Annotated in this window: 16 protein-coding genes and 3 pseudogenes; 15 read left to right on the top strand and 4 right to left on the bottom strand. The window is 41.7% G+C overall.

Features of this window, described 5'->3' with window-relative positions:
* Window positions 1-186: 186 nt before the first annotated feature.
* The 4 genes from HMPREF2607_RS04075 to HMPREF2607_RS04060 are packed head-to-tail and all read left to right on the top strand — an operon-like array spanning window position 187 to window position 3179.
* Window positions 187-789, top strand: coding sequence for a membrane protein (locus HMPREF2607_RS04075; protein WP_037603208.1), 603 nt, complete (start codon window positions 187-189; stop codon window positions 787-789).
* Complete coding sequence (locus HMPREF2607_RS04070; protein ID WP_173014509.1) at window positions 789-1580, top strand: energy-coupling factor transporter transmembrane component T; 792 nt, start codon at window positions 789-791, stop codon at window positions 1578-1580. Before HMPREF2607_RS04075 ends, HMPREF2607_RS04070 begins: the two co-directional genes overlap by 1 nt.
* Entirely contained in the window at window positions 1556-2392 is an 837-nt protein-coding gene (locus HMPREF2607_RS04065) for an ABC transporter ATP-binding protein (RefSeq protein ID WP_070476026.1), read from the top strand. The genes HMPREF2607_RS04070 and HMPREF2607_RS04065 overlap by 25 nt, the downstream gene beginning before the upstream one ends.
* Window positions 2379-3179 carry an energy-coupling factor ABC transporter ATP-binding protein gene (locus HMPREF2607_RS04060; RefSeq protein ID WP_070476023.1) on the top strand — a complete coding sequence of 267 codons (801 nt, stop codon included), beginning with the start codon at window positions 2379-2381 and terminating at the stop codon, window positions 3177-3179. The genes HMPREF2607_RS04065 and HMPREF2607_RS04060 overlap by 14 nt, the downstream gene beginning before the upstream one ends.
* Window positions 3180-3334: 155 nt before the next feature.
* On the opposite strand, the pseudogene HMPREF2607_RS04055 reads toward HMPREF2607_RS04060, so the two are convergent.
* Window positions 3335-3961, bottom strand: a pseudogene (locus HMPREF2607_RS04055) (IS6 family transposase).
* Between the two features lie 39 nt (window positions 3962-4000).
* Here HMPREF2607_RS04055 and pnuC point away from each other — a divergent pair.
* A pseudogene (pnuC, locus tag HMPREF2607_RS10135) lies at window positions 4001-4324 on the top strand (nicotinamide riboside transporter PnuC); the annotation flags it as partial.
* Between the two features lie 196 nt (window positions 4325-4520).
* Here pnuC and HMPREF2607_RS04045 read toward each other — a convergent pair.
* Genes HMPREF2607_RS04045 through HMPREF2607_RS04035 form a run of 3 tightly spaced genes read right to left on the bottom strand, consistent with a single transcriptional unit; the run spans window position 4521 to window position 5929 of the window.
* The gene (locus HMPREF2607_RS04045; RefSeq protein ID WP_060933793.1) at window positions 4521-4868 is read right to left on the bottom strand and encodes a hypothetical protein; all 348 of its coding nucleotides are present in this window, start codon (window positions 4866-4868) and stop codon (window positions 4521-4523) included.
* 35 nt (window positions 4869-4903) lie between these two features.
* Entirely contained in the window at window positions 4904-5374 is a 471-nt protein-coding gene (locus HMPREF2607_RS04040) for an HXXEE domain-containing protein (protein WP_070476020.1), read from the bottom strand.
* Between the two features lie 15 nt (window positions 5375-5389).
* Window positions 5390-5929: a TetR/AcrR family transcriptional regulator gene (locus tag HMPREF2607_RS04035; protein ID WP_070476017.1), complete on the bottom strand. Its 540-nt coding sequence runs from the start codon at window positions 5927-5929 to the stop codon at window positions 5390-5392.
* Between the two features lie 132 nt (window positions 5930-6061).
* On the opposite strand from HMPREF2607_RS04035, the gene HMPREF2607_RS04030 reads away from it, so the two are divergent.
* The 10 genes and pseudogenes from HMPREF2607_RS04030 to HMPREF2607_RS03990 all read left to right on the top strand — a co-directional run bounded on the left by HMPREF2607_RS04030 (window position 6062) and on the right by HMPREF2607_RS03990 (window position 17450).
* On the top strand, window positions 6062-6964 hold the full coding sequence (locus HMPREF2607_RS04030) for a cation diffusion facilitator family transporter (protein ID WP_070476013.1): 903 nt from the start codon (window positions 6062-6064) through the stop codon (window positions 6962-6964).
* Between the two features lie 112 nt (window positions 6965-7076).
* A complete protein-coding gene (gene hemH / locus HMPREF2607_RS04025; RefSeq protein WP_070476010.1) occupies window positions 7077-8171 on the top strand; it encodes a ferrochelatase in 1095 nt (364 codons plus the stop codon).
* 96 nt (window positions 8172-8267) lie between these two features.
* Complete coding sequence (locus tag HMPREF2607_RS04020; protein ID WP_070476008.1) at window positions 8268-9305, top strand: alcohol dehydrogenase catalytic domain-containing protein; 1038 nt, start codon at window positions 8268-8270, stop codon at window positions 9303-9305.
* A 6-nt stretch (window positions 9306-9311) separates the two neighbouring features.
* Window positions 9312-9605: pseudogene (locus HMPREF2607_RS10130) on the top strand (IS30 family transposase); the annotation flags it as partial.
* 164 nt (window positions 9606-9769) lie between these two features.
* Entirely contained in the window at window positions 9770-10165 is a 396-nt protein-coding gene (locus HMPREF2607_RS04015) for a CopY/TcrY family copper transport repressor (protein ID WP_049506522.1), read from the top strand.
* Window positions 10166-10183: 18 nt separating this feature from the next.
* A complete protein-coding gene (locus HMPREF2607_RS04010; RefSeq protein WP_024056338.1) occupies window positions 10184-10555 on the top strand; it encodes a cupredoxin domain-containing protein in 372 nt (123 codons plus the stop codon).
* Window positions 10556-10565: 10 nt separating this feature from the next.
* Entirely contained in the window at window positions 10566-12788 is a 2223-nt protein-coding gene (locus HMPREF2607_RS04005; protein WP_049522549.1) for a heavy metal translocating P-type ATPase, read from the top strand.
* 502 nt (window positions 12789-13290) lie between these two features.
* On the top strand, window positions 13291-15066 hold the full coding sequence (gene spxB / locus HMPREF2607_RS04000; RefSeq protein ID WP_070476005.1) for a pyruvate oxidase: 1776 nt from the start codon (window positions 13291-13293) through the stop codon (window positions 15064-15066).
* Between the two features lie 483 nt (window positions 15067-15549).
* Window positions 15550-16341 carry a hypothetical protein gene (locus tag HMPREF2607_RS10600; protein WP_230318791.1) on the top strand — a complete coding sequence of 264 codons (792 nt, stop codon included), beginning with the start codon at window positions 15550-15552 and terminating at the stop codon, window positions 16339-16341.
* Window positions 16342-16685: 344 nt separating this feature from the next.
* Window positions 16686-17450: a nucleoside phosphorylase gene (locus HMPREF2607_RS03990; RefSeq protein WP_070476002.1), complete on the top strand. Its 765-nt coding sequence runs from the start codon at window positions 16686-16688 to the stop codon at window positions 17448-17450.
* The last annotated feature ends 22 nt before the right edge of the window (window positions 17451-17472 follow it).

Here is a 17472-nt window from a genome sequence, read left to right as displayed (position 1 = left end):
GACAATTTTGAAAATAAGCGTATGATAAGATTATGAACTTTTAAAAATAGTAATTTTACTATATTAACTCATGTCGACTACGGATGGTATGGTAAAGTGACTATATGGTTCTAATAACTATTCTATAGAGCGTTGCGTCCGAAAGTCATTCCTGACACGGCTCTTTAAAAACAAAAGGAGAAGATTATGAAAACAGAACCGATTCATCGTACCAGTATGTGGAAATTTAAGTTAAGTGCTGCCACCATGACTTTGATTCCCGCTGCCGTGGGGATTAACTATGTTGCCAAAGCCTTGGCGGAGGGGTTAAAGTTGCCCGTTTGGCTGGGGTCTTTGGGAACCTTTCTTGCCAGCATGTTGGCTGGGCCGGTTGCCGGTGCCATCAGTGGTTTCATCAACAACGTGATCTATGGGCTGACCTTATCGCCAATTTCAACCGTGTATGCGATTACCAGCATCGGAATTGGGATTGCTGTCGGAGTTTTGCACGCCAATGGGTGGTTCTCGTCAGCGCGACGAGTATTTGTTTCTGCTATTATTATTGCCTTCGTTTCAGCTGTCATTTCAACGCCACTCAACGTCATCTTTTGGGGTGGTCAGACCGGTATCGCTTGGGGTGACTCATTGTTTGCGGTAATGGTCGCCAATCATGTACCAGTGTGGCTGGCCTCATTTACCGATGAGTTTGTCTTGGATATTTTGGATAAAGTCTGCGTGGCCTACCTGGCATTCTTCATCTATCGTCAGCTGCCGAAGCGGATGGTGCACTTCTTTAGCGGTGATAAATGATGACTGATCAAACATTGATTTCTGGAGCGCCACGGGTCAAGCTCAAGTGGTACCAGGTGATCGATCCGATTACTAAGCTCTTGTTCATCTTGGACATGACGTTGTTGAGCTTTACCAGTATGAATTTATTGCTTCAGGCCGGATTAATTCTTGTCGCAACACTGCTATTGTTATTTTCCAAATTGAGTTCTACCATCTTTAAGGCGCTGGGATTCAGCCTGTTTCTGATTTGCACCATGCTGATCATCCAAGGGTTATTTTACAGTCGGAATCAAACTGTGCTGTTTTCTGTGCTTGGGGTGTCGTTCTACAAAGAAGGCCTGATTTACGCCACCACTCTGGGTTGTCGAGTATTGGTGATTATTTTGACCAGTGGCTTTTTTATGGTGACCACGAGTATTTCAGAAAACGCGGCCTATTTGGAACTGTCCGGATTGTCTTATAAAACTGTCTACGTTCTGATGTCGGTGTGTTATATTTTACCGGAAATGATGCGCAATATGCGGAAAATCCAGCAGGCTCAAAAAGTTCGCGGAACCAATCCGCAAAAAACGTTGATTCAGAAATTAAAGTCAGTCCTGCCGGTTCTAATTCCATTGGTGATTAAGACCTTGGATCAATCGATGGCGCGGTCGATTTCTCTACAACTGAGAGGTTTTGATAATCTCAACCGGACTGTCAGAACCTCCCAGCGCGTGTATCGCCTGTCGCGGACGCTGCACATTGGTCTGACTGGATTGGCAATTTTATTGATTGGGTGGAAGATATGGACGAAGATAAACGGATTGTAATTGAAAATTTGACTACCCGTTATCCGGGTACTGAGCAACCACAACTGCGTCAGATTAACGCGGAGGTTCATACCGGCCAGGTGGTTGGGATTATCGGGAATAGCCACTCCGGCAAATCGACTTTGTGCCATGTGCTAGCAGGGGTCATTCCCAAAATTATGTCTGCTGAGATTGAGGGCGACTGGCACATGTTTGGCCAGCGAGTGTCCGACAATTGGCCCGTTTATAATGCCATGAATGGAGTTGTACTGCAAAATCCAGCTGGCCAACTAAGCGGGTTGGCAGACACGGTTGCCGATGAAATCGCCTTTGACTTGATTAATCAGGGAATGGCTGAAGGACTGATTCAAAAACGGGTTGAAGAAGTTGCCACGCAAATGGGGCTGATTGAACAGCTGAATTTGCGTCCCGAGAGCCTTTCCGGTGGTCAGAGCCAGCGGTTGGCAATTGCCACGGCGATTGCGGCTAACCCGGCTGTTTTGATTATGGATGATCCGACCAGTCAGATGGATCCCCTTGGCCGCCGACAATTTTTCCAATGGCTGGCCCAAGTCAAAGAGACGACTGTCTTCATTGTCACCAGTGAAATTGACGATTTGTGCGAAGTCGCCGACGTTGTGTGGGTGCTGCACGAGGGTCAAATGGTAGCCCAGGGCAGGCCGGGTGAGGTGTTTAATCATTTGGCAGCTGACTGGCAGATTCCAGCCCCGACAATCCAGCAACTTGCTCAAAAAATGGATTGGCACTTGGCTGATGGCCGGTATCCGGTGAATGACGCTGATCTGAAGGAGGTTCGTTATGTCCACAATTGAACTGAACAACCTGACGTTCACTTATCCGGAACGGTCCTTTAGCTTGGATGTTGAAGACAAACACTTCGCCGATCCGATGGTGGCGATTGTCGGCCAAAATGGTGCCGGCAAATCAACGCTCTTCAAATTGTTGACGGGCTTGCTGACACCACAAACCGGTGTGATTAAGATCGATGGAGAAAATTTTAATGATCTTAAACCAGTCGAAAAGTTACTGAAGGTTGGGATTACTTTTCAGAATCCTGACGATCAGCTTTTCAACCCGACCGTTCAACGAGAGGTGGAGTGGAGTGTCGCGCAGGTCATGGATGACCACGACACGATTACGAGGCGGGCTTTAGCGGCTCTAAAAAGAGTTGGCTTGGATGATAAAATAGCTGAAAGTCCATATGACCTGTCATTGTCGGAACGCAAGCTGTTGAGCGTTGCCACAGTTTTGGCAGTGGATCCGGCGATTTATTTATTTGATGAGCCGATGATGTCGCTTGATTGGGAAAGCCGGCGCAAGTTGACCGCAATTTTCCATCAGTTGGCTGATTCGGGCCACCAAGTTGTGACCATCACCCATGACATGGATTGGGTCGCCGCCGAGTTTGAGTCGGTGTATGTTATGGAACACGGGAAGTTTGGCTTCGCCGGCAGTCCACGGGAATTGTTCAGCGATCACGAACTTGTCCAGCGAGTGGGATTACTACCACCGCGGATTATGGACATAGCGGAGTCGCTGGGTGATTCACAGACATATTTATCGGTTGATGATTATTGCCAGAAAAATCGAGATGTATAGAAAAAGTCACCTCTGCGGGTTTTCCAGGTTGAAGGATTAACTTCAGCTTCTGGCAAGAACTCACATGGGTGACTTTTATGTTTAATATCGTTTCATGATCATCGGGTGCTTCCTCAGATCACTCGGTTTGATTTTACTTTGTTTCATGGTCATAATCATATACCATTTCTTCGGTTCTTTTTATATATTCCTCGAATGGTCTCCATCCCCTTAATCGTGGATGAGGCAGTCCGGAGACTTCGATAAAATTTATTCCGTCGCTTAATTGGCCTATGATCTTGTTCTATTAAATTGTTCAGATACTTCACAGTTCGATGTTCTGTTTAGGTGTATAATCCGTTTCTCTGTAACTTTCTAAATGCAGATCCTATAGAGGGTGCTTTATCTGTTACGATGACTCTAGGTTGTCCAAATTGTTTATGGAATCGCTTTAAGAAAGCATACGCCGCCTGAGTATCTCGTTTCTTTCGTAACCAGATATCCGATGTTAAACCGTCCGCATCAATCGCTCGATAGAGATAATGCCAACGCCCCTTAATTTTAATATAGGTTTCATCCATTTTCCACGAATAGAAGGACTGTTTATTTTTCTTTTTCCAGAGATGATAGAGGATTTTACTGTATTCTTGAACCCACCGATAAATCGTAGTGTGACAAACATTTATTCCACGGTCATCAAGCAATTCCTGAACTTCACGATAGCTCAGATTGTAACGTAGGTAATAACCAACAGCGACAATGATGACGTCTTGTTGGAATTGTTTGCCTTTAAAATGATTCATCTCTCAAGCCCTACTAACCTTTTTTCTGCTCCTTGAGAAGCTGAAGGTCGTGCCAGTAACTATCCCTTTGGTCTGATCAATTCCGTCATTTATCTTTTGCTTGCCCTTCAAAAAGGCTTCTACGGTGAGGTTTTGACAACACTCTATTTCACCATCATGCAGCCGATTGGTCTCTTGGTTTGGATTTATCAAGCCCAATTCAAAAAAGAACAGCAGGAATTTGTTGCTCGTAAATTGGATACGGTTGGATGGACCAAGTACCTATCAATTAGTATACTTTGGTGGTTAACCTTTGGTTTCATTTACCTTATCAACAGTCTCGTTGGTTGGTACCAATGGAGTAAGGCAGCTAAGAAAGCTTAGTACTTATGTTTATCAATTAAAAAGAGGATCCAGTAGGGTCCTCTTTTTGAGTTTATTTCTCTTATGTAGAAGCTAGTGACGATGCTTATCACATTTAGAATAAAGATAGTAATGTACGTTTACCTAAATCCTTAAAAAGACCTAGATTGGTACTCTAGGCCTTTTTGTATTGTATTATAGAAATGAGAATTACATGTTATTGGAATAGATAGAGCCAAACATATAGCAAAAAAGTAATAATCAAGTCAATCACAAAACGAATTTGGTGGTGTGATTTGTTGAAGTTTTTGTTATTTTGACCATTCAGGAGAGCGCCCCCGCAAATTGTCGAGCTAGCAAATAGCCATATATAAAATGCTAAGGTACGATTAACCATAACAAGAAGAAGGGCTGAGATACAAGCAATGGCACCAACGATAATAAATCCGATTCCTAAGCTTTTTTTGCCTTTTAGAATAGCTGATAGTGCAGCAACAAGATGAAGCAGGACAAAAGTAAGGGCTAAGAAGACTGTGATGATGCTAAAGATGAGATAAAGTGACATAGATGTTTCCTTTCTTAGCTATAATTGACTGAGAGCTATTTTTTATGACTGATTTTATTAAGAATCATAAATGACACTACAAGATTTAAAACGATAACCAATAAGGTAAATAGAGAGTAACCATAAAGTATGATTGGAAATTCATTTTTGAGATTGTATAGAGTAAGCAAACTCGTCAGAATCCCCGTCAACAATCCAGGCACATATTTTCGAATAACGATTGTCTGAATCAGATGTCCTAATACATGGTAGATATAAGCGATTATGATGGTTGCGTAAATGGTATAGTTATCAAACTGGTAACTAAGATATAGCGACGTCATAAGGATGAGAAATTGCTCCAAGACAATAAAGTTGAAAGCAAAAGGAGTGTAATAAGATAGGATTCGATTGTTTGGATACTGGATTGATATTTTTTTGATAAAGGATGGCATCCAAACGATTTCTTCCAGTTCGTGAAGCATGAAGAGTGATGGAAATAGAAAGTAAAATTGCACGCTGGTCATTGAAAATACTCCCTTCTAGTTCGACCCCACTTTTAAAATCTCCAAATAAAATTGGATCACTTCTTGTTCGGTGTAGAACTTGCCTTTTTTCAACCACCAGCTGAGGGTTTCGATGAAATAGCTGACGACTAGATGTTTGAGATAGGAGTGAGGAATGTTAGGGTACGATTGGATGAGTTCTTCGGCTACCATTGGGTAGACATCGTGTTCTAGTTCTTTTTGTAGCTGACGGATAAAATAATCGTTTTTAGAGAGCAAAAGACTGGTTACGTGGTCTTGATTTTTTTTGAAATGCTGGAAGATATGGGCCAGGTAGTCTTGTGGGGATAGGTGTTCAGCACGCTCAAAGAGATGGTGAAAGAGCTTTTGACAGAGTTCATCTAGCAATAGTTCCTTACTCTCGTAATGGCTATAAAAGGTCGAACGCCCCACATCGGCTAAGTCAATGATTTCTTGAACCGTGATGGCCTCGTAGTCTTTTTGATTGAGTAAGTGTAAAAAAGCATTATAGATGGCTTTTCGAGTCTTAGTAATACGACGATCCTGAGCAGTCATATGGACACTTTGAACAAACTGTTCAGTAACGTACACCCTAAACGGTTTGCCCCTATCCTTTCTGTTGTGAATGTTAGATAATGATAATGAACATGATGTTCATGAATCTATTATATCAGAGGATTTAGGATTATGAAGACAAAACATGCGGTCTGGATCGCTTTTTTCTTGAATTTGAGTTATGCCATTGTTGAGTTTATTGCAGGAGGAATTTTTGGGTCCAGTGCGGTCCTTGCGGATTCGGTCCATGACTTGGGGGATGCGATCGCTATTGGGATCTCCGCTTTTTTGGAGAGTATTTCCAATCGTGAAGAAGATAGCCACTATACCTTGGGCTACAAGCGCTTTAGCCTTTTAGGGGCCATGGTAACAGCTGTGATTCTCATGACAGGGTCCGTTCTGGTTATTTTGGAAAATATAACGAAATTGGTTCACCCACAACCTGTCAATGATGAGGGCATCCTCTGGCTTGGAATCATAGCCGTCAGCATCAATGTGCTAGCGAGTCTCGTCATTCGCAAAGGACAAACCAAGAACGAATCCATTCTCAGCCTGCATTTTCTGGAAGATACCTTGGGTTGGGTGGCTGTTATCCTAATGGCCATTGTTCTACGATTTACCGACTGGTATATTCTGGATCCGCTCTTATCTCTTGCCATTTCCATCTTTATTCTGTCAAAAGCAATTCCACGTTTTTGGAGCACGCTCAAGATTTTTCTCGATGCTGTGCCAGAAGGAGTAGATATCCAGCAAGTGAAGAGTGATTTGGAGCAGTTGGACTATGTGGCTAGTATCAATCAGCTTAATCTTTGGACCATGGATGGCCTGGAAAAAAACGCCATTGTCCATGTTTGTCTAGAGCATGTCAACCACATGGAGGTTTGTAAAGAAGCGATTCGTACCTTGCTCAAAGATTGTGGTTTTCAAAACGTTACCATTGAGGTTGATGAAGACCTAGCCACCCACCGAGCCCATAAACGTAATATTGAGGAGTTGGAAGTGGGTCAAAATCAAGGACATGGTCACCATCATTAAGAAAGGTTATTTAAACTCTTAGAGTTTGTGTCTAGGAGTTTTTTTGATACTAAGTTAACTAAAGTAAGCCTTTTCATGATAAAATAGAACAAACGTGGAACAAGGAGTAATTATGAGTAAACGAGCTGTGTTGATGATGACTTTTGGGTCCCCAGAAGAGATTACCTATGAAGGAGTGGCAGAATTTTTCACAAATATACGACGTGGAGTTCGTCCCGAACCACATGAAATTCAGACCTTATATGACCATTACCTACGAATCGGTGGAACGCCGCTCCAAAGGATAACAAAGAAAGAAGTTGACTTGGTTGCTTCCGCTCTTGGAGAACAAGTGTCGGTTTACTTTGCTAATAAATTTTCCCGACCGTTTATCACAGATGTGATTGAAGAGATGGAGAATGATGGAATTGAAGAATGTTTGTGTTTGATTCTAGAGCCCCATTATTCATACTATTCAGTCATGGGCTATGAGAAATTTTTAGAAAGTGAGCAGATTAAGTTCCAAATTATCAAGGACTGGTACCGCGAACCTTCTCTTCTTCACTATTGGGCTGATGAGATTCGAAATATTTTGGATCAGATTGGAGACGATAGCTATAAGGTGATTTTTTCAGCTCACAGTGTACCAGTTTTGGCCCTTGATTTTGGCGATCCTTATATCGATCAGATTTATGACAATACTCGCTTGATTGTGGAATTTTTAGGCCTTGAAGAAGACCAGTATACCAATACATGGCAGAGTGAAAGTGATATTGGTATTCCTTGGATTAAACCTGATGTCTTAGAATACCTTCATGATGAGAAGGAACACCCTGACCACTATATTTTTGCCCCGATAGCTTTTATTAGTGAGCATATTGAGGTTCTTTTTGATAATGATGTGGAGTGTAAGGAGCTTTGTCATGAGCTTGGTGTGGCCTATCACCGTCCTCCTATGCCAAATAGCGATTCTCGTTTGATTAAAGCCCTTCTTTCAACCATTCAGTCTCATATAGACGGTGACTATCGTTACTATCAACCTCAACTAGAGACTTTTGATGAGTTGGAAGCTCCTTCAAACACAGGACAGATTTTAGAAGAGGAAGCAGATATTCAGATGCCTGATTTCGTCAAAAAATTGATTGCTAAAAAAGGTCGAGAGAATGTCAAGATGCCATATCTAGTTAAGAAAATGCTTGAAAAGAAGTATGGAAAAAAATATGATTAAGTAACTAAATATGATCCGTAATAGGGAGTGTTTGATGTGAGTGATTTCTTGTTAAAAAGTGTATACTATCAGAAACGAAAGAATAGAGGTTATTAAATGAAATCAGCAGTTTATACCAAAGCTGGGCAGGTTGGTCTAGCAGAAATTGATCGCCCACAAATCGTGGCAGCAGATGATGCCATTATCAAGATAGTACGTACTTGCGTTTGTGGATCGGACCTTTGGAGTTACCGTAATCCGGAAATGGAAGAAGGACATAGAAATAGCGGTCATGAGGCTATCGGAATTGTCGAAGAAGTTGGCGAGGAAGTTACTACAGTAAAACCAGGTGACTTTGTCATTGCCCCTTTCACACATGGTTGTGGACAGTGTGATGCCTGTCGTGCTGGATTTGATGGCTCTTGTGACAACCACCCAGGTAATAACTGGTCTGGGGGCGTGCAGGCTGAGTATATCCGTTTCCACTTTGCCAACTGGGCCCTTGTCAAAATTCCTGGGCAACCTTCAGATTATAGTGAAGGTATGCTCAAGTCACTTTTGACACTGGCTGATGTCATGCCGACGGGTTACCATGCAGCGCGTGTGGCTAATGTGCAAAAAGGTGACAAGGTGGTCGTTATCGGAGATGGGGCTGTTGGTCAATGTGCTGTCATCGCAGCTAAGATGCGTGGTGCTTCACAAATTGTCCTTATGAGTCGTCACGAAGATCGTCAAAAAATGGCTTTGGAGTCAGGAGCGACAGCAGTTGTTGCTGAACGTGGCGAAAAAGGCATTGCTAAAGTCCGTGAAATCCTCGGGGGAGGAGCAGATGCAGCTCTCGAATGTGTCGGTACAGAAGCGGCAGTAGATCAAGCTCTTGGAGTCCTTCATAATGGTGGCCGTATGGGATTTGTTGGTGTTCCACACTATGAAAACCGTGCCATTGGCTCAACCTTTGGACAAAATACAACGATTGGTGGCGGACCAGCCTCTGTCACAACCTATGATAAACAAGTTTTGTTAAAAGCTGTTCTTGATGGCGACATCAATCCAGGTCGAGTCTTTACGACAAGTTATAAATTGGAAGAGATTAATCAGGCCTATAAAGATATGGATGAACGCAAGTCTATTAAATCTATGATTGTGATAGAGTAACGAATTAAGTCGATCACTTTTGATTGCGGAAAAGAATTTTCTAATTGGAAATCTATTTCGAATGCACATGACATTGATATTTTCTTTGCGGATCCAGGATGTCCTGGGCAACGAGGTCTCATTGAACATTCTAATGGCTTATTAAGACGAAATGGACTACCTAAACAAATGGATTTTACGAATATTTCTCAAAATTATTTATCAGCTACAGCTGATAAAAGAAATAGAATTCCTAGGAAGTCTTTGAATTATCAAGCACCATCCCAAGTTTTTCTGAGTTACATGAAAAATCTAACTTAATTTGACAATTTAGGGAGATAAAAATAGGGAGTGAAAAAAGCCCAACCAGACAAATCTTCAAAGGAAGATTTGTTTTTTTTAAAAACTTTTGGTTGACAAGTGTAAATCTTAGGTGTAAAATAACATCATAAGGTTTACAAATGTAGATTTAGAAAGGAGAAGCCATGCAAATTTCCAATGCGGAATGGCGCATCATGAAAATTATCTGGATGGAAGGCAAGCAGACCAGCAGGGATTTGATCGCCGTCTTGTCCGAGCGCTTTGACTGGTCGAAGTCGACCATCAAGACCCTCTTGACCCGCTTGGTTGAAAAGGGCTGTCTGACCAGAGAAAAATCTGGCAAAGCCTTTGTCTACTCGGCTTTGTTGAAGCAGGACCAGAGTTTAGACTTGGTGGTTGAGGAGGTGAAAGACAAGGTTTGCTCAAAAAGAATTGTCCAGGTGCTTGAAAACTTGATTCAGGAGAGTGACTTTACGCTTGCAGATCTTAATCAGCTGCAGCAGGTCCTGGAAGAAAAGAAAGCAGAGGCTGTCGAAACAGTCCCTTGCAATTGTATGTAATAGAAAGAAGGAAATTCCATGTTTGGATTGTTAATTAGTATTGTTTGTTTACTTTTGGTTGCTTTTATTGCTTGGTGGTTCTTTGCAGAGCATGAAAAGGTAAGCGGCCACGCTCGTCAGAAATCAGGTTATCAAGAAATTGAAGTCGAAGTCATGGGGGGCTATTCGCCTGAAACCATTGTCCTGAAAAAAAATGTTCCAGCCCGGATCATCTTTAATCGCAAGGATCCATCTTCATGTCTGGCTCAAGTGATCTTTCCAGATTTTGGCGTTCATGAAGATTTGCCTTTAGGTGAAAAACATGTCATTGAAATTACGCCAGAAAAAGCGGGCGAATATGGGTATTCATGTGGAATGAACATGATGCATGGTCAAATGATTGTGGAATAAAGGAGTAGGTATGGTAGAAAAACAAAAAGCAGTTGTGGAAAACGGAGTGCAAAAGATCCGTATTACAGCAGAAAAGGGCTATAGTCCCAAAGAATTTCAACTTCAAAAAGGGATCCCTGCTGAAATCACCTTCCATCGGGTCAATCCTTCCGGCTGTTACAAGGAAATTTTGTTTGAAGATCAGGGGATTTTAGAGCCTTTGGAAGTCGGTGTGGATAAGGTGATATCCTTTACCCCGACAGAAACAGGGGACTTCGAGTTTTCATGTGGAATGAAGATGCAAAAGGGTTCCTACACGGTTGTGGAAAAACGCCGTCGTGTCTTAGGTTTACTGGGTCGCTTTTGGATTACTAGTATCTTTACTCTTCCTTTATTGATCTTGATGATCGGGATGATGGCAGGATTTGTATCCCATTCAGTCAGTCACTGGGGGACTTTTCTAGCGACAACACCGATCATGTTGGTAGCAGGAGTTCCTTTTATCAAGAGTGCCTGGGCCTCATTTAAGAAGCACCATTCCAATATGGATACCTTGGTAGCTCTTGGAACCCTGGTAGCCTATGTCTATAGTGTATTTGCCCTTTTTACTGGTCAGCCAGTATACTTTGAGGCTGCGGGTTTTATCATCTTCTTTATCCTCTTAGGACAAGTCTTTGAGGAACGGATGCGTAACAATGCCTCCGAGGCTGTGGAAAAGTTGTTGGATTTGCAGGCAAAAACGGCTCAAGTTCTCCGTGATGGGAACTATGTCGAGGTGGCGGCAGAAGATATCCAAATTGATGACTTGATTCGGGTCCGTCCTGGGGAAAAGATTGCGGTTGATGGGACGATTGTAGAAGGAAGTACGACCATTGATGAGTCGATGGTGACAGGTGAAAGCTTGCCTGTGGAAAAATCAGTTGGTGATGCAGTTATCGGCTCCACTATCAACAGCAATGGGACCATTCTCTTTAAGGCTGAAAAAGTCGGTAGTGAGACCCTCTTATCTCAAATTGTGGACTTTGTCAAAATGGCCCAATCCAGTCGTGCTCCTATTCAAGATTTGACGGATAAGATTTCAGGTATCTTTGTTCCAGTGGTGACGATTTTGGCCATTGCGACTTTCTGGGTTTGGTCCGTGCTTCTGGGCGCGTCGCTTCAAGAGGCCATGCTCTATGCAGTCTCTGTCCTCATTATTGCCTGTCCGTGTGCCCTTGGTTTGGCGACGCCGACTGCCCTTATGGTCGGAACTGGTCGCAGTGCTAAGATGGGGGTTTTGATCAAAAACGGAACCGTCCTTCAAGAAGTTCAAAAAATTCAAACTGTTGTGTTTGATAAGACAGGGACCATCACCATTGGCCAACCCCTTGTAACCGATGTGGTAGGAGATGAAGCGCGTGTCTTGACACTGGCAGCTAGCCTTGAAACTTTTTCAGAACATCCCCTTGCGCAAGCGGTCTTATCACGAGCAGAAGAAAAAGGTTTGGTGTTATCCCCTGTGGAAAACTTCCAAGCGATTGAAGGAAAAGGGGTCCAAGGTCAGATCGACCAGCAGTTGGTGACCTTGGGAAATGGCAAACTTCATGACGGGACAGCGATGGATCCGGAGCTTGAAAAACGGATGGTAGACTTGCAAGAGCAGGCCAAAACAGTGATCAGTTTGTCTGTGGATGGGCAAGTGATTGGCTTGATTGCCATTCAAGATGCTCCGAAGGCCAGCTCAAAAGAAGCGATCAAAAAGCTCAAAGAACGGGGCTTGAAAACGGTCATGTTAACAGGGGATAATGAACGGGTGGCCCAAGCTATTGCTAAGCAAGTGGGCATTGATACCGTGATCGCTGATGTGCTCCCTCAAGAAAAAGCCAGCGCCATCCAAAAACTGCAAGAAAGCAGTAAGGTAGCCTTTGTGGGAGATGGGATCAATGATGCTCCAGCTCTTTCGATCGCCGATGTCGGAATTGCTATGGGATCTGGAACGGATATTGCGATCGAGTCCGGTGGCATCGTGCTCACGCAAAATGATTTGCTTGGAGTTGTGCGCGCTTTTGACATGAGTCAAAAGACCTTCCGCAGGATCTTACTCAATCTCTTCTGGGCCTCTATCTACAATATCCTTGGGATTCCAATTGCTGCTGGAGTCTTTGTAGGACTGGGATTGACCCTCAATCCAGAACTAGCAGGTCTTGCTATGGCCCTTAGTTCTTTGTCTGTTTTGACTAGCTCGCTGCTTCTCAATGTTGCGAAAATTGATTAAATGAAATAAAAAGAGAGTGGGACAGAAATCGGTAATTCGTTAGAATTCGATTTCGTCGTCCCACCTCCGCACAGTTGAGTAGGGCAGTAAAAGCTGATGAAATCAGCGTAGTAGAGCCCACTCAACCACTGCGTCTTGCTCGACAATCCAAAAACAATTAAGAGGCTAGGACTTTTGTCCCAGCCTCTTTTTGTTCGATTTTCTACAGCTGCAAGTCTTAGAGGTGCATTCAAATTATAATAAAATATCCTATTCTACTATAGTTTGTGAAATTTTCTCAAAATCAGCATCTGTTATGTAATAGGGATTGAGCATCTCTGAGCAGATTCTTATACATGTGAATCTCTTTGTGATAAATTAATACTGTAATCGTTTTGTAAATCGTTTTCATGAGAAATGTCAGAAAAAACTCATTTTCAAAACGAAACCTGATCGCAAAGATGGAGTAGAAGCGCTATGCTACATTTTTAAAGGATCAAAATAGATTTAAAGGAGAGTTAGAATGACTCAAGGGAAAATTACTGCATCTGCAGCAATGCTTAACGTATTGAAAACATGGGGCGTAGACACGATCTACGGGATCCCATCAGGAACACTTAGCTCATTGATGGACGCTTTGGCTGAAGACAAAGATATCCGTTTCTTGCAAGTTCGCCATGAAGAAACAGGTGCTCTTGCAGCGGTTATGCAGGCTAAATTTGGCGGATCTATCGGTGTTGCAGTTGGTTCAGGTGGACCTGGTGCAACTCACTTGATCAACGGTGTTTACGATGCAGCTATGGATAACACTCCATTCCTTGCTATCCTTGGATCACGTCCAGTTAACGAATTGAACATGGATGCCTTCCAAGAATTGAACCAAAACCCAATGTACAACGGTATCGCTGTTTACAACAAACGTGTAGCTTACGCAGAACAATTGCCAAAAGTGATTGACGAAGCTTGCCGTGCTGCCGTTTCTAAAAAAGGTCCAGCCGTTGTTGAAATTCCAGTTAACTTTGGTTTCCAAGAAATCGACGAAAACTCATACTACGGATCAGGTTCTTACGAGCGTTCATTCATCGCTCCTGCTTTGAACGAAGTTGAAATCGACAAAGCTGTTGAAATCTTGAACAATGCTGAACGCCCAGTAATCTACGCTGGTTATGGTGGTGTTAAAGCTGGTGAAGTGATTACTGAATTGTCACGTAAAATCAAAGCACCAATCATCACAACTGGTAAAAACTTCGAAGCTTTCGAATGGAACTACGAAGGTTTGACGGGTTCTGCTTACCGTGTTGGTTGGAAGCCAGCTAACGAAGTGGTCTTTGAAGCAGACACAGTTCTTTTCCTTGGTTCAAACTTCCCATTTGCTGAAGTATACGAAGCATTCAAAAACACTGAAAAATTCATCCAAGTGGATATTGACCCTTACAAACTTGGTAAACGTCACGCCCTTGACGCTTCAATCCTTGGTGATGCAGGTCAAGCAGCTAAAGCTATCCTTGATAAAGTAAACCCAGTTGAGTCTACTCCATGGTGGCGTGCAAACGTGAAGAACAACCAAAACTGGCGCGATTACATGAACAAACTCGAAGGTAAAACTGAGGGTGAATTGCAATTGTATCAAGTTTACAATGCAATCAACAAACATGCTGATCAAGACGCTATCTACTCAATCGACGTAGGTGACACTACTCAAACATCTACTCGTCACCTTCACATGACACCTAAGAACATGTGGCGTACATCTCCACTCTTTGCGACAATGGGTATTGCCCTTCCTGGTGGTATCGCTGCTAAGAAAGACAATCCAAATCGCCAAGTATGGAACATCATGGGTGACGGTGCATTCAACATGTGCTACCCAGACGTTATCACAAACGTTCAATACGACCTTCCAGTTATCAACGTTGTCTTCTCAAATGGTAAATATGCCTTCATCAAGGACAAATACGAAGATACAAACAAACACTTGTTTGGTTGTGACTTCCCTAATGCTGACTATGCGAAAATCGCTGAAGCGCAAGGTGCTGTAGGGTTCACTGTAAACCGTATCGAAGATATCGATGCAGTCGTTGCAGAAGCTGTTAAATTGAACAAAGAAGGTAAGACAGTTGTCATCGATTCTCGCATCACTCAACACCGTCCACTTCCAGTAGAAGTACTTGAGTTGGATCCAAAACAACACTCAGAAGAAGTAATCAAAGCATTCAAGGAAAAATACGAAGCAGAAGAACTCGTACCATTCCGCCTCTTCTTGGAAGAAGAAGGATTGCAATCACGCGCAATAAAATAATTCCTCTCGTCGAAAATCAAAAATAAATTTGTAGACTTCTTTATTAGGTTACTGCCGACGATTCCATCATTGAAACCTTAATTTTCAATGATGGAATCTAGTGCGGAGCCTAGAAAAAGTCCGAAAGGATTTTTCGTAGTTTGATGAGCAAGGATTTGCCATCAAACTTGGTTCCGCCTTGTTTATTCTTTGATTTTCTTAGAGAGAAAAGTGAAAAGATCGGAGTAATCCGGTCTTTTTGATTAAAGACAAAATCTTCTTTGAATCTTTCCTTAGGTGAGTACGGAGGTTGGGTGGACTGAGAAAGGAAGGGGGAGAACCAATCCAATTTTATCGGACATTTCTTTCAAAGAGTGATAAAATAAAGATAAAGAATTGTAATCGTTTACATCAATTGAGTAATGTTATACATATATTCAGAAAATGGATTTTAACAGTCGCTTGTCTCTCTTTTGTTTACTTTAGATTATAGGAGGTAGTGCTATGAAAAAGAAAATCTATCGCATTCTATTCTTGGTTCCCTTGCTGCTATCAGTTTTGGTTTTGACGGGTTGTAAGGTGATGATGCCTAGTGATTACATAAAAATTAAGCGAATCATCATCGAAGATTGTAATAAAGTGGGTCTTCATGGTAAAGTTACCATCACTGACTTACATTGGACTCCACTAGAAAGTCCAACTTACTACGTATCTTATACCTATTCTGAGAACACCTACGATGGGCAAACAATAAAATTGGAAGAGAATAATAGGGCTATTCCTGAAAATAGGTCATCTGATTCTCATGACAGTATTCAATTTTTACACTATAAGGAAGTATTTGTGGAACAGAAATCTGTCAAAAAAGTTGAGAAGAAAATTGATAAACAATTGAAGAAACAAAATCTCGGTCTTCCTATTAGGTTTTTTAGTTTTTTATCTTATTTCAGTCATGATGAAAAGGGAAAAATATTGGATACTATTGCCTCCGAAAATCTTAAGGAAGGTAAGAAGGACTTTGCTGGCTATTATCAAATTCCATACCAAACCTTGATTGATCAAGAGTTGGTTTATATGACTATTTTTATTGATGATAATGCATCAGTCAAAGAACAAGATATGAAAGATGCTGCTAAAAAGTTAGATGCTAGTGACCTTCCGAATGGTAAATATAATTTCTATTATTCCAATACCAAGGATGAGAATCATGATTCAATCAGTTATTCTTTTAAAGTAAAAGATGGGAAAGTCGTCTTTTATGAGGATGAGAATCTAGTACTAGAAGATGATGATTAAAGGTGAGGAGATGAAGAAAAGTTATAAATTCTATTTATTTGTTATTATCAAGAATCTTCCTTCTCACGAGCCTTTAAAAAGTGGATAGGAGAGATTATTTCAGAGTATCGTGCATAGATTCTTAACATCAGAAGTTTTCGTGAGACAATAAAAGATGATTGAAATAACCTTTCTTGAATAGAACACAAATAAGACATGTTTCTGACTAAAACAGATTCATGTCTTTTTTAGGTGTTATGATTAAATCATCTATTTTTCTTGATTATAAGCTAATAGATTTTATGAAATCATATAATCAGTTTGAATTTTTGATATAATAATTCTTAAAACTTAGGAGGCAACAGATGATACATAAACATGAAATCCCAATTTTAGAGTTTGATGACAATTCTCAGGCTGTGATTATGCCGACCCATGAGGATTTAGACTTGAACTTGCCGGCTAGGTGCGTCTACGCCTTTTTAGAGGAAGAAATCGAACGCTATGCGAATGCTGTTGGTGCTGAAAAAGTTGGAGAGTTTGTCTCTGCGACCAAAACTTATCCTATATTTGTTACGACTTACAATGGGGAGGAGATTTGCTTGGCTCAAGCTCCAGTTGGTTCAGCTGCAGCTGCACAATTTCTTGATTGGTTGATTGGTTATGGCGTAAAACAAATCATTTCAACTGGAACTTGTGGCGTTTTGGTAAACATGAAGGAAAATGTTTTTTTGATTCCTACTAGAGCGTTGAGAGATGAAGGAGCGAGTTACCACTATGTAGCTCCATCCCGCTATATAGACATGAATAAACAAGCTTTGGAAGCTATTGAGAAAACTTTAAAACAAAAGAAACTCCCCTATGAAGAGGTCATGACCTGGTCGACAGATGGTTTTTATAGAGAAACACCAGATAAGGTTTCCTATCGCATTGAAGAGGGCTGTAGTGTTGTAGAGATGGAATGTTCTGCACTCGCAGCAGTTGCTCAATTTCGAGGAGCTATTTGGGGATTACTACTCTTTACAGCAGATTCCCTTGCAGACATTGACAATTATGATCAAAGAGATTGGGGCTCAGAGGCTTTTGATAAGGCTTTGGAGCTTTGTCTGGATATCATTGTTCAGATGTAATCCAGATTCAATAGAAAAAAGA

Source organism: Streptococcus sp. HMSC078H03 (genome assembly GCF_001808655.1).
GTDB lineage: Bacteria > Bacillota > Bacilli > Lactobacillales > Streptococcaceae > Streptococcus > Streptococcus salivarius_G.
The sequence above is the reverse complement of the archived record's forward strand: the minus strand, read 5'-3'. Positions and strand labels throughout refer to the sequence as shown.

Excerpts from the sequence above, each read along its gene's own strand:
- HMPREF2607_RS04075 (WP_037603208.1), top strand. The coding sequence starts at position 187 with ATGAAAACAGAACCGATTCATCGTACCAGTATGTGGAAATTTAAGTTA.
- HMPREF2607_RS04070 (WP_173014509.1), top strand. The coding sequence starts at position 789 with ATGACTGATCAAACATTGATTTCTGGAGCGCCACGGGTCAAGCTCAAG.
- HMPREF2607_RS04065 (WP_070476026.1), top strand. The coding sequence starts at position 1,556 with ATGGACGAAGATAAACGGATTGTAATTGAAAATTTGACTACCCGTTAT.
- HMPREF2607_RS04060 (WP_070476023.1), top strand. The coding sequence starts at position 2,379 with ATGTCCACAATTGAACTGAACAACCTGACGTTCACTTATCCGGAACGG.
- HMPREF2607_RS04045 (WP_060933793.1), bottom strand. The coding sequence starts at position 4,868 with ATGTCACTTTATCTCATCTTTAGCATCATCACAGTCTTCTTAGCCCTT.
- HMPREF2607_RS04040 (WP_070476020.1), bottom strand. The coding sequence starts at position 5,374 with ATGACCAGCGTGCAATTTTACTTTCTATTTCCATCACTCTTCATGCTT.
- HMPREF2607_RS04035 (WP_070476017.1), bottom strand. The coding sequence starts at position 5,929 with ATGACTGCTCAGGATCGTCGTATTACTAAGACTCGAAAAGCCATCTAT.
- HMPREF2607_RS04030 (WP_070476013.1), top strand. The coding sequence starts at position 6,062 with ATGAAGACAAAACATGCGGTCTGGATCGCTTTTTTCTTGAATTTGAGT.
- hemH (WP_070476010.1), top strand. The coding sequence starts at position 7,077 with ATGAGTAAACGAGCTGTGTTGATGATGACTTTTGGGTCCCCAGAAGAG.
- HMPREF2607_RS04020 (WP_070476008.1), top strand. The coding sequence starts at position 8,268 with ATGAAATCAGCAGTTTATACCAAAGCTGGGCAGGTTGGTCTAGCAGAA.
- HMPREF2607_RS04015 (WP_049506522.1), top strand. The coding sequence starts at position 9,770 with ATGCAAATTTCCAATGCGGAATGGCGCATCATGAAAATTATCTGGATG.
- HMPREF2607_RS04010 (WP_024056338.1), top strand. The coding sequence starts at position 10,184 with ATGTTTGGATTGTTAATTAGTATTGTTTGTTTACTTTTGGTTGCTTTT.
- HMPREF2607_RS04005 (WP_049522549.1), top strand. The coding sequence starts at position 10,566 with ATGGTAGAAAAACAAAAAGCAGTTGTGGAAAACGGAGTGCAAAAGATC.
- spxB (WP_070476005.1), top strand. The coding sequence starts at position 13,291 with ATGACTCAAGGGAAAATTACTGCATCTGCAGCAATGCTTAACGTATTG.
- HMPREF2607_RS10600 (WP_230318791.1), top strand. The coding sequence starts at position 15,550 with ATGAAAAAGAAAATCTATCGCATTCTATTCTTGGTTCCCTTGCTGCTA.
- HMPREF2607_RS03990 (WP_070476002.1), top strand. The coding sequence starts at position 16,686 with ATGATACATAAACATGAAATCCCAATTTTAGAGTTTGATGACAATTCT.